This window comes from Glaciimonas sp. GNP009 (genome assembly GCF_054343755.1).
The window spans coordinates 1-11977 of the sequence record NZ_JBTGUV010000001.1; the positions used below are offsets into that span (position 1 = coordinate 1).

An 11977-nucleotide genomic window follows, 5' to 3' on the forward strand; every position below is an offset into this window, starting at 1 on the left:
GAGCCGTAGACGAAAGCAAATTTGTCCAAATTGTGACGGTAAATTTGTCCAAATCCTGATTTTTTCTGAAGCATCAGAAATTTATCCAATAAATTCAATGCGTTATCGGTTTTAGAAAGTAAATTTGTCCAAAATTAATTTCGCGCATTGCGGAAAGCAAATTCGTCCATCTGTTTTAGCTGTTTTTTTGATAAAAATTCACCGAAATGAACAATTCAATGTGCGAAATAATGCAACCGCATGCGCGTGATGGCGACCCGCGCCTTTAAATTTAGTGGCGTTCTTTCTAAAAAACGTGGATGACAGGTGCCGTAATAGCTTTGGCAATATCCGCATCGAAATGGCGCATCCAACAGAATGGCATTGAGCCGATATAGCGTTTTGCTGTCGCAGCGAACGCATGCGTTTTGCAAGGCGTTGCCATGTATCGGACAGTGCGTGACCAGCGCTATCTGATGCACCACACTGTGATAGCCGCGGCGCATGCAGCGTGGACAATAGCGAAAGTCGGGGCAACCCAACCCATCTGGCAGCAATGCATTGCGAATCAGCTTCGATGGCAAGCACAGCATCTGATGTACGCGCCGGATGTCAACTTCACTGCTACTGGGATTAATTCCCTCATAGGGATCTACCACCGTTCTGGAAATTTGCCCTGCAATGAGATGGCCAGCGATCAGATTCATCCGCGCAAACTTCCAGAGCATGGATACGATAGATTCCTGCGGATCCAGCCACGTCGAATTAAAGACGTATCCCAGTGCAGGGGTTAGGGCATGCGTATCGACCAGCATAATCGGATACGCAGCAAACGCGGGAATCTTGATCTCGCCGCGCTCTCGCACTAAGCCTCCCGCAGCGCCAGTTTAAGACGACTGGTAGCGATCCTGATTTGGGTATAACCGGAGTGTCGTATTGCTTGTTCCCAGAGCGCAGGCGGTGGCCGATAAGCCGGTGCATCATGAATCGCTGCGTCCTTAAGGACGATCTCGACGGCGCGGGTAAACGATTCCATCGGAATATCCATCGCCCCGCTGAATCCGGCTTTGTTATGGATGTTCTCGAAGGTTGTCCAAATTAACTGCGCATCATCAGTGAGGACATAGCCAGCATCCACCGCTTGCTGCAAATAGAATCGGGTAAAACTCCATTCCGAGCCGCGTGGATAGAAGGTCTGGCCGTATCCCGCCAGGCAGGTGGCCACTTCATTTACATCGCGCACGCCATAAAATGCCAGCTCTTCGACCATCAGACGGGCCACAATTTGCATCTTGCCGCTACGCTGGAAATTAGTTTTAATCGACAGCAAATCCTGCTGGCCGACTAGAAATGTGAACAGCTTGATTTCCATGCGATCCAGATGATCGTGAATGTCGCGTAACCACTCATATTCGTTTTCATCGAAGCGCTGGGCTTCATCGCAAAACAAGATGACGGTACCGCGCCCGGCCTTGATACAGGCTTCGCGAATTTTATTGATCAGGCGTTGCCGCTTGGCAGAATTCGATCCGCCTGACGCATCAGGGTAACCAACGGCTTCCAGCAGATTGGCGAAGAACGGGCCTTCTGCATGGCGCGGCTTATGTTCAGCTTGCACATGATAGGTGGTGATGGTCGGCACTTTTTCAGCGAGTAACAAGCGGATGTATTCAATCGCTTTAGTCTTGCCTATTCGCGGTGGACCATAAATTAATGCACCGGTAATGCGGTAGCGTAAACAGCGAGAAATAAGTTCGTAAAACGCCTGGATGGCCGGGGTAGCGATCCGGTACTGGCCGGTAGCGAGTGGATGTAATTCCTCGCTGATGGGACGGGTCAGGCGGTTGTTATGGCTAGACAAAGGATCTCTCCTTGATGCAAAAAATCAGCATTCGACTTGCTAAATACTGGGTCCATATCCACTGCCGATGGTGAGTGGTATCGGGACGATTTTTTTGTTGATGTCGGTCGGTATCGTCGGTGTTGTGGTTGTTGCTTCACCTAAATTGCATAGAGCCTCAGTTTTGATTGGGGCGCTACCATGCTCGCACGGTGGTCCAGGCGGCGTCGCGGAAGTCGGGGCTTTCGCCAGTATGCGCATGGTTCTTTCCAGATCACTGGCCGCACGCCGACTGCGCTTGGCTTTGATTTTTTTATCCGCAATAAAATCATCAATAAACACATGATCGATTGTGACCTTGAGGCGCTTGTTACCGCGCTTCTTCATGATCTCGCGCCGCAGAGTGATATCGTGGCTGACCTCGCCCCATGCTCCCTGGGCTTTGAGTATGCCGAGCTCAGACCCATCGGCCAGAAATGCACGCACGGTGCGTAAATCATCGCTGTTGTAATACACGCGTAAATGACTTCCCAACAAAGAGCCGCTGCTGGCCAGCACCGCGCTGGTATAGCGCACCTGAAACAAATTGATATGCGGACGTGTGCCTTGTTGCAGATAACCGCGCACTGGGCAGCGACGCGCCTCTTGCATCAGGCACAGCGTGCGCCGTTTCGCTTCCGGTAACCAGGAGATCATGGCGGCTTTGCCGCGCACGTGATAGGTCATCGCTTCCAGTGGCGTGCGGCCATTTAAGCCGGAATGCGGCGTGGCATTGTAGGTCGCCAGCGACGCCTCCATCAATTCTTCCAACTCAGCAAGCGACAGGAATAACCGCAGGTCGCCTTTCGCAGAACTTAATGCACGTCGCACATCGTCCGGCCCGGACCCGGTGTAACCGGGCAAGCGTGACGATACCGCGTTGGCGATCGTGCCAAAGAAGCGCTCGATATACGGTCGGTCATCGGGATGGTACGGTGGTCCGGCATCCACGGCACAACCAATAAATTCACAGAGCGCAGCGATGGTTTCATTGGCGAGATTGGCTTTGGCGTTATCGAGTTTAATCCGTTGCCAGATGGCATAGCCAAGTTCTGGCAACTTCCCCGACGGAAATCCGCCAGCGCCGCCATAGCCCACACCCTGCAAGGTAAAACTGCGTGGCTGGTGCGGTGTCAATGCTTGCTCGATGGTTTTGATCACATCGTAGCGACTATATTCTCGCGCAATCACCAGGTGATAACCGAGTACGGCGCGGGTACACACGTCCAGAATCACCAGCAACCATATGCGTTCGATCTCCAGTTCTTGTTCATAGCCGAGCGGATCGCGAATCACAATTTTTAAGCGCAGGTCCAGTCGATGCCCATCAAATTCAACTGACTGGAATGGACGCACAATCGCCGTAGCTGATGCGAGTGAAGTTGGTAAGCCTTTGAGGTGATGCGCACCGGCAGCACGCGCAGCAGCACCGAAATTCTTGAGTATTTCTGACTTGACATAGGCAGAGAGGGAGCGAATGCCCATGCGATCAGTATTTAAAGGATATTCCATTGCGGTGATGCCGGCTCTGCGACATTGCCGTAGGAATGATTCCTGTAATGCGACGATCCCGCTCAAGCGCGTTTTTAAACCCTCATCAGTGCTGATCTGGTTCAGAACAACAGCATGCTCATCAATCTGTTTGTGTAACCATTGCATGAGTGCCGGATAGCGTTCTAGCAGAGCACTGAACGCGCCCACAAAACCCTGGCCTGTTACGCTACAACCCGGTGCCAATGCGGCGGTTCGCATATACGATCCGATGCGTTGGTGCTTGAGCAGCCCACGCAAACCAAAGATTCTGCCATCGTCATCCACGCTCAAACAACGCTGAATCAGATGATAGAGTTGGCGACCACTAATGCCTGTTTGGGCATGGATTTTATGCAGCAATTCCCCACCTGCATACAACACGATCGCTTGATGGCGCGCTTGAAATACCTTGCGCTTGTCTTCTGAAAGAGCATTCACATCAATGCTCGACCACGTATCGATATCCATCCCCTGCAGAGTGTATCGACGAGGAATCATAGGAAACTCACACAGGTTCGAAGGGCGTCAAAAATGATAACGGTTCCAGCATTAACTGCGGTGCTGTTAATCGCCCTTGATGCAATAAGTGATACACGGTTGCACGCACCAAGGTCGGGTCACCCACCACTAATTCACGTTCTATGCGGGACAACTGCATCGGTTCCGTTACACACCGCAGTACCGAACGGATGAGCGGTTCTGTAATCAATCGCTGACACGAAACGATGCTCACTATCATCAACTCCCAGTTGCTAACCCACATCCGTGCTGCAGCGAGTTCCGCCAACGGAATTGCACGCACTACTACGCTGGTATCACCGACCATCACCGATGAAGATGCATGCTCTTCGCCAACGATCAGAAACATTTCAGCATCGGCTTGACGCACCCAATAATCAGCGACGCGATACTTGCCAGCAAAATCGATCATCGCAGGTCGCTCGCAAAACGTCTGCACGACAGGATCGGATTCCAGACGCAACCATTGTTTAAAGGCATGCTCGCCAAAACACTGTAAGCGGCGACCCAGTTTCGGGCTGCACGCTTCGATCAAACGTTCGTCACGCGACCTTTTTGATAACATCGCAGAGCGATATCGCGAAAAATTGTCCATGAATTCAACAGCATAGAATACTTTTTAGGCTTTTCAAGCTGCGTAAGGACAGATTTACTTTCTCATGCTGCCAAAGGACAAATTTGCCCACACAATTTAAAAAGTAAATTTGTCCAAATGTGTGAGCACTCTCCTATGAAAGCAGGGTGAAAAATTTGGACGAATTTACTGTTGTCTACGGCGGGTGACGGATTGGGGAGCGTCAACTTGTAACGAAATCAACCCCATGCACTACAGCAAGCAACTTGACCGGGCGCGACATCTTTATTCACAGCTACCGGGCATAGCAATGTAAAATCCGTAACACTTTGCGTGACTCTGCGAGAAAACATGACGGCAGTTGGAATTGAAGCAATCAATCTGTATGGGGGCAGTGCATTTGTCGATGTCATGGCGCTGGCGGTGCATCGGAAACTCGATACCGCGCGCTTCGATAATCTGCTGATGAAGCAAAAGGCGGTCGCCCTGCCTTATGAGGATCCGGTCAGCTTCGCCATCAATGCTGCCAAGCCGCTGATCGACCGTTTGTCTGACGCGGAAAAAGACCGTATCGAACTGATTATTACCTGTTCCGAATCCGGCATCGACTTTGGTAAGTCGATGAGCACCTATATTCATCACTACCTCGGTCTGAACCGCAATTGCCGCCTGTTCGAGCTGAAGCAGGCTTGCTATTCCGGTACTGCTGGTCTGCAAATGGCGGCCAGTTTCATTTTGTCGCAGACCTCGCCCGGTGCCAAGGCGCTGGTGATCGCCACCGATCTCTCGCGTTTCCTGGTCGCGGAAGACGAAGATGCGCTGACCATGGACTGGGCGTTTTTCGAACCTAGCGGAGGCGCCGGAGCGGTGGCAATGCTGGTCAGCGAAAAGCCTGAGATATTCCAGCTCGACGTGGGCGCCAACGGCTACTATAGTTTCGAGGTAATGGATACGTGCCGCCCGATTGCAGACAGTGAGGCCGGGAATGCTGATTTGTCGCTGCTGTCCTATCTGGATTGCTGCGACCAAAGCTTTCAGGAATACCAGAAGCGCGTACCGGACACCGATTACCGGACCACTTTCGACTATCTGAGCTTTCACACGCCGTTTGGCGGTATGGTCAAGGGCGCACATCGCAACATGATGCGCAAGCATACCGACATCAAACGCAATGAAATCGAGCAGGATTTCCAGCAGCGTGCGCAGCCCGGTCTGACATATTGTCAGCGGGTCGGCAATATCATGGGAGCGACTATCATGGTGTCGCTGGCCAGCGCGATCGAACACGGCGATTTCAGCAAGCCGCGGCGAATCGGTCTGTTTTCCTATGGTTCGGGCTGCAGTTCGGAGTTTTACAGCGGCGTGGCAACGCCGTCCGGCCAGCAGAAACTCAAATCCATGCAATTAGGGAAGTATCTGGACAGCCGCCATCAATTAACGATGGACGAATATGAAACGCTGCTGGAAGGGAGTAATGCGGTACGGTTCGGTACCCGTGACGTTGTGCTCAATACCGGGCTGTTGCCTGCGGTGCAGCGATCGATTGTCGATACGCTTGCCGCGCAAGGCACGAAAAGGATTTTCTTAGCGGAAATCAAGGGATTTTACCGGCGTTATGAATGGCTGGGGTAACAACCGTTATTTTAAGCGGGACGGCGACGGCGTGAATGCGAGGGTCACAGACGCGCTGGTGTCTGACGACGAGATCACCGGACTCGAAAGAATTCTGCGCCTGTGGTTTCCACACCCGGCGTTCGCCGCCGCAGCGCGGATCGGCGATTATACAATCCTGGCGCAAGAGCAGGCGTTAGTGGCTAACGCGGTCGTCCACCGGCGCCAGGAATTCGCCACCGGTAGATGGCTTTCGCGCCAGGGATTGCAGCAATTTGGATGCGATGATGCGGCGATCCTCATCGGTCGCCTTAGAAACCCGCTTTGGCCCGCGTCGGTGATCGGCACCATCAGCCATGACGGCATGCTTTGCGCGGCGGTGCTGCTGCAAAGCGAAGGGCCGGCACCGGCGCAGCAGGGGACCGACATCGGCATCGATTTGGTTTATCTGCCGCAGCGAAGCGGCAGGCTGAACGATCTGGCGCCTATGTTCATGGCACATGAAAAGGAACTGGATGTCATGGCTGCTTTTCAGCTTGCGGTCGATCCGGCAGTGCTATTATTCAGCGTCAAAGAATCGATCGTCAAGGCAATGTCGCGCCGGCTCAACGATTTCATTGATATGCGAGCGATTGCCATCCATCGCACCGATACATTGGGTTTCGGTTTCAGCCTTGGAAATGATTGTCCCGATGTGGATATCCTGGCCGCAGTATGCGGCAATTATTTAATAACGGCCGTTAAAGCGCCTCTATAAATGGCTAAAAATATAATAAATCTGTTCAAAGGGGCGCCGCAAAAAAATATTCGCAGCGTAGGTTATCTGACGTGCCTGACCGGACTTTCCGGGATGATCCTGATCTCCCTGATTAACCTGGCTGCTCAGCAAACAGCCTCTGGCCAAATAGTCAGTGGCAAACTGCGTTTTCTTTATCTCCTGGGCTTTGCGCTTTTCGTCTTGGTAAACCGTGAATCGCTGAGTGAAGCCAATTGTCTATTGCAAAAACAGCTGGCGCTGCTCAGGCTGCGTATTGCCGACAAAATCCGCCGGTCCGAGTTGCGTTCGGTAGAGCAACTGGGTAATGGCGAAATTTATGCGACGCTGGTCAAGGAGTCGGACCAGCTTTCGCAAAATTTCACAGTCCTGATCAGCGCAGGGCAAGGCATGTTCCTGCTGGCGTTTTCGCTGCTTTACATCGCGTATCTGTCGTTTCCCGCATTCCTGCTGGTCAGCCTGTCGACGCTTGGGGCGCTATATTTCTTTTATATCAGGCGCCAGGCACTGGATGCTGAACTCGTTGATGTCTATGTGGACGAGATGGAAATGCTCGAATCCCTGAACCATTTCACGCATGGCTTTCAGGAGATCCGGATCAACGCCGCCAAAAACGATGCGCTGTACCGGCGCTACGAAGAGATCGTCAACCGGCTTGAGAAAGATGTCGTCAACGTGGGCAGCGGCTGGGTGGTATTGCTGATGTTCGGGAATTCATTTTTATACATCCTGTTGGGTGCAATCGTCTTCATCTTGCCGATGTTCTTTCATGGCTATACGGATATCATCTACAAGATCACATCGATCTCTTTTTTCTGTGTGGGACCGGTTGCGGTGATTACCGCGGCATTGCCGATCTATGCGCGCTCGGATTCCGATCTGGGGCGAATACTTCAGCTGGAGAAAAAACTGGAAGCGGGCGAGCCGGACGTGCAGAAAGACGACCAGATGCAGGGTAACTTATTCCAGGATTTCAAAGAGATTAAGGTCAGCGACCTGCGCTTTACCTATCAGAACCAGTATGGTGAACCGGGATTTTCCAGCGGACCGGTTAACATGGAAATACAGCGTGGCGAGATCATCTTTGTACGGGGTGGCAATGGTAGCGGAAAATCTACGCTGATGAAGCTGTTATGCGGTTTGTATCGGCCCGACCATACCGCCATCGAGGTCGACGGTTCGCCGGTTTCGCGCGACAACCTGCAGCAGTATCGTGAAATTTTTACCTGCATCTTTCCCGACTTTCATCTGTTCGACCGCTTTCATGGCATCGAGAATGTCGATTACGAGCGCGCGCGCGCGTTGATCAAGCGCATGGAGCTGACCGGTAAGGTCGACATCAGTGACAACGGCTTCTCCACCCTTGATCTTTCTACGGGCCAGCGCAAACGGTTGGCGATGATCGTGGCCTTGCTCGAGGATTGTGAAATATTCATGTTCGATGAATGGGCCGCCGACCAGGACGCGCATTTCCGCGAATTTTTCTATGAGCAGATATTGCCGGACCTGAAACGGCGCAATAAGACGGTAATCGCGGTAACGCACGATGAACAATATTGGCATTTATGCGACCGTCTATATACCCTGGATCTCGGCGTTATGACGCTTGAGCCGGCCAGTCACCCCTCACATCTTTTAAGATAACCCCATGCATCTGTTGGATTTTGTCAAAAAGATCGATCGCGCTGATATGCGGTATATGGCGGTGCTGACCGTCATCGCCGGTTTCTCTAATGCATTACTGGTGCTGGCGGTCAATAACGTGGCCGGTGAAGTTGCTGATGCAAAGTCTCCGGGATTGCTCGGATGCCTGATGTTCGCAGGCGCTTTCCTTATTTATTACGTGTGCGACCGCTATTCGCTGCTGCGCGCTAACAGCGTCGTGGAGCGGCAGCTTAAGCTGCTACGCCTGGACATCATTTCACGGTTACGGCAATCCGAAGTAAAAGCGGTGGAAGGTGCCGGACAAGGTGCGTTGGTCAAAGTAGTTTCGCAAGAGACTAACCATTTGTCGGTTGCGTTTCCTATTTTGGTGGACAGTTTCCAGCAACTGGTGTTGCTATTGGTCGCATTGGTCTACCTTTGTTATCTGTCGATGTTCGCGTTTGGCATATTCGCCGGCGGGGTAGTAGTAGGGATGCTCGGTTATGTTCGCTTCAACCGAAAATTTAAAGCATCGATCACCCTCGCATCGGCCAGGCAGACAGATATGATCGACCGTATTTCGGACATCATCAATGGCGGCAAGGAAATGCGGCTGAGTACCATGAAGAGCGAATCGGTTTTTCAGTTATATCGGCAGTTATCCGATGAAACGGAAGTGCTGGTGGTCGATGCAGGTCGCAACCTGGCAAAGATGATCCTGCTGGCCAATATCGTGACTTATGGGATGCTCGGCACCGCCGTGTTTGTTTTGCCGCATCACGTCCAGCATAGTGAAAAGATCATATTTCAACTGGTGCCGACGCTGTTATTTTGCACCGGTCCACTGGGCAAGATCCTGGCCCAATTGTCGATGTTCGTACGGGCTGAACTGGGGTTGGCATCGATCAATGAAATCAACGCGCAATTTGGTCAAAACGTCGCCGTGCTGACCGAAAATGCCAGAAAGGCGGCCTTGGCGCTGAATGGATTCAAACGTATTGATTACCGCAACATCACCTATAGTTACCAGGATCGCAGCGGCGAAAATAGTTTTACTTCAGGCCCCTGGGATTTGCATCTGAATCGTGGCGAACTGGTTTTCCTGGTAGGCGGCAACGGCAGCGGAAAATCGACCGCATTGCGACTGATCACTGGCTTGTATCACGCGGACGGTGGCAACATTGCCGTAGATGGCAAGGTGTTGGACGAATTTACGTTCGTCGGCCTGCGCGAGCAGTTCTCTGCAATTTTCGGCAATTTTCATCTGTTCGACCGACTCTATGGGCTGGAAGATATCGATGCCGATACCGTGAAGCAGCTCATCAACGACATGGAGTTGACCGGCAAGGTGGAGTATGAAAACGGCCGTTTTATCGATCTGAATCTTTCAACCGGCCAACGTAAACGGCTGGCCCTGATTGCGGCCTTGCTGGAAGACAGGCCGGTCTATGCCTTCGATGAATGGGCGGCGGAACAGGATGTGCACTTCCGCGAAGTATTCTACAGAAAGATCCTGCCTCAGCTTAAGCAACAAGGTAAAACCGTGGTGGCGGTGACGCATGACGAGCGTTACTGGGAGCTGGCGGACCGTATCGTGCGCTTCGATCAGGGGAGGATTCAATGGGAACAACAGAGCAAACAGACGATCACCTGAGTTTGTAATCAGTCAGTCTCCGGAGCGCATCGATTGCGCTCCGATGACCTTTTATTTTTCCGAGTTCAGCAGCAGAGGCAGCGATTGGGCACCAGTGCCCATGATGATAATCTTGGTATTCGGCGATTTAGCCAGCTCGACCGTTGCATCGATACCGCGCCATTTTAAAATCGAAATACCGCTGGTTGCTTCGAACTCCTTAATGCCCTCGGCTTCGATTCCTTTACGTTTTAACTCTTGTTGCTCAGCTTGCAATTTGAAGACGTAGGCAAGCAGATTTTGCTCTGCCAGTAGCTTGATCTGAATTCCCTTGGCCACTTCTTCAGGCAATTCGAATTTCAAGATAACGATGTCATCGAACTTCATCGGTATATGATCTCGATTCGCGATCAGAAGAACTTTGTTGCTCAGATCTGAATTAAAAGACTGGGTGCCATCGTATACCTGATCTGCCCGGAAGCTGCCTACCTCGCGCCGTAATGTTTCCACCACTTCGGGAATTGCCACGACACTTTTATAGTCGGGGCCAATTCTCTTGTGTAATTCTGGCAATTTGCGAGAATCAGGCCGGAAGCGCGTGGACCATGTTACTTGCACACTCAGGCCATCTTTGGTCAGCATGGTGGCGGTTTGGTGCACTTCTTTCATGCGCATGTCGTACTGGGCGATTTCATCCCATGGTAACTTCAGCGCGGTGCCTTCCGGTAGTACGAAATCGCAGGTGCCGCCGAAAAACCGGCTCCAGTACACGCCCTGAAATCCGGCAGGAATGGGCACCACGATCAGGTCCCAGAACATCACCATGATAAACATGAATACCAGCGAAAACAGAGCCAGTTTGAAGCGGTTTCTGAATACCATTCGATCAAAGAGTGCTACTGCCTTGACTGCCCAGCCCGGTTTGGTGATGTCGTTGGATGTCACGGATTATTATTTGTTATTTTGAAGAACCAGGTCGCTGGAGGAAATTTGAAAACCAATTTATTGGCCTGACTCTAATTTTATCTGCGTTCCGAACAACATGGTGAACACCATAGCGATGGGTGGCGTAATGAAAAAAGCCAATATCGAGACGCCCCAGAACCCAATGCGGCAATTTTTTCCGATAACGCCGGCAAGCATGCACAGCAAGATATAAAGTACCACTATTTGCATGCTATCACCTTTGAGATTCTTAGAAAGGAGATCGGAGCCTGAAGCTCCGATTTACCTGGTACGTGCAGACTATTCGCGCATTACGCAGATTCCGGCGCCACCGATTACTTGGCAGCCTGAATACCTTCCTGTACCTTGGCTTTGAAAATGCCACGGCCACCAACCAGATTGAAATTTTCCAGCGTGCCGCCGTTCCTGAAGTGCTCCAGGAACAGATGCCCGACCGCGTAAGTGATGCCGGCCGAAGTGGTTGCCATCGCAGTGCCGGTGAGCAGCATGCTGATGCCGGGAACCAGTTTGAATGCCGTCATCGCCAGTGCAGGAGCCAGCATGCCAGCGCCGAGGCTTCCGATCAAACTGACAACGATAGGGCGGGCCAGCGACTGCTTAAAAGGAATGCCGTAGACGTCACAGAGATCGGCGATCATTTTAAGTTGCACGCCGGTAACGGCAATCATATCGAACAGCGGCAGCGGCAGAAGGCCGGCACCGGCGGACCATGCAACCTTTTTGTTGATTACACTGGTACCTTGTTCGAGCAGTTTAGCTGCATCGGCAGGAGTGACCATGACGGCTTCATCAGTCTTTGGCGCAGTTGGGGCTTCGACAGTTGCTGTTGCCATGGCGTTTCCTTTGATAAATGTTGGAATACTC

General features: G+C 51.9%; 11 protein-coding genes. 4 read left to right on the plus strand and 7 right to left on the minus strand.

Annotation, left to right across the window (positions count from 1 at the left end; all coding sequences use genetic code 11):
* Positions 1-215 precede the first annotated feature (215 nt).
* From ACXX82_RS00005 to ACXX82_RS00020, 4 genes are read right to left on the minus strand one after another with little or no spacing between them, the layout of a single operon-like run.
* Complete coding sequence (locus ACXX82_RS00005; RefSeq protein ID WP_458562015.1) at positions 216-845, minus strand: TniQ family protein; 630 nt, start codon at positions 843-845, stop codon at positions 216-218.
* Complete coding sequence (locus ACXX82_RS00010) at positions 845-1840, minus strand: AAA family ATPase (RefSeq protein WP_458562016.1); 996 nt, start codon at positions 1838-1840, stop codon at positions 845-847. The genes ACXX82_RS00005 and ACXX82_RS00010 overlap by 1 nt, the downstream gene beginning before the upstream one ends.
* A gap of 39 nt (positions 1841-1879) precedes the next feature.
* On the minus strand, positions 1880-3889 hold the full coding sequence (locus tag ACXX82_RS00015) for a TnsB C-terminal domain-containing protein (RefSeq protein WP_458562017.1): 2010 nt from the start codon (positions 3887-3889) through the stop codon (positions 1880-1882).
* A gap of 7 nt (positions 3890-3896) precedes the next feature.
* Positions 3897-4505, minus strand: a complete 609-nt coding sequence (locus ACXX82_RS00020) for a hypothetical protein (RefSeq protein WP_322240832.1) — start codon at positions 4503-4505, stop codon at positions 3897-3899.
* A gap of 330 nt (positions 4506-4835) precedes the next feature.
* Here ACXX82_RS00020 and ACXX82_RS00025 point away from each other — a divergent pair, with 330 nt between their 5' ends.
* The 4 genes from ACXX82_RS00025 to ACXX82_RS00040 are packed head-to-tail and all read left to right on the plus strand — an operon-like array spanning position 4836 to position 10168.
* Positions 4836-6116 (plus strand): hydroxymethylglutaryl-CoA synthase family protein, encoded by a 1281-nt coding sequence (locus ACXX82_RS00025; RefSeq protein ID WP_458562018.1) that lies wholly within the window; start codon positions 4836-4838, stop codon positions 6114-6116.
* On the plus strand, positions 6100-6852 hold the full coding sequence (locus tag ACXX82_RS00030; protein ID WP_458562019.1) for a 4'-phosphopantetheinyl transferase family protein: 753 nt from the start codon (positions 6100-6102) through the stop codon (positions 6850-6852). The genes ACXX82_RS00025 and ACXX82_RS00030 overlap by 17 nt, the downstream gene beginning before the upstream one ends.
* Positions 6853-8514, plus strand: a complete 1662-nt coding sequence (locus ACXX82_RS00035; RefSeq protein WP_458562020.1) for a cyclic peptide export ABC transporter — start codon at positions 6853-6855, stop codon at positions 8512-8514. It abuts the gene before it with no gap.
* Between the two features lie 55 nt (positions 8515-8569).
* The gene (locus tag ACXX82_RS00040) at positions 8570-10168 is read left to right on the plus strand and encodes a cyclic peptide export ABC transporter (protein ID WP_458562021.1); all 1599 of its coding nucleotides are present in this window, start codon (positions 8570-8572) and stop codon (positions 10166-10168) included.
* Positions 10169-10219: 51 nt separating this feature from the next.
* On the opposite strand, the gene ACXX82_RS00045 is transcribed toward ACXX82_RS00040, so the two are convergent.
* The 3 genes from ACXX82_RS00045 to ACXX82_RS00055 form a co-directional block, all read right to left on the minus strand.
* Positions 10220-11092 (minus strand): prohibitin family protein, encoded by an 873-nt coding sequence (locus ACXX82_RS00045; protein ID WP_458562022.1) that lies wholly within the window; start codon positions 11090-11092, stop codon positions 10220-10222.
* A gap of 57 nt (positions 11093-11149) precedes the next feature.
* Positions 11150-11323 carry a hypothetical protein gene (locus ACXX82_RS00050; RefSeq protein ID WP_458562023.1) on the minus strand — a complete coding sequence of 58 codons (174 nt, stop codon included), beginning with the start codon at positions 11321-11323 and terminating at the stop codon, positions 11150-11152.
* A 104-nt stretch (positions 11324-11427) separates the two neighbouring features.
* Complete coding sequence (locus ACXX82_RS00055) at positions 11428-11946, minus strand: YcjF family protein (protein WP_458562024.1); 519 nt, start codon at positions 11944-11946, stop codon at positions 11428-11430.
* Positions 11947-11977: the final 31 nt, after the last annotated feature.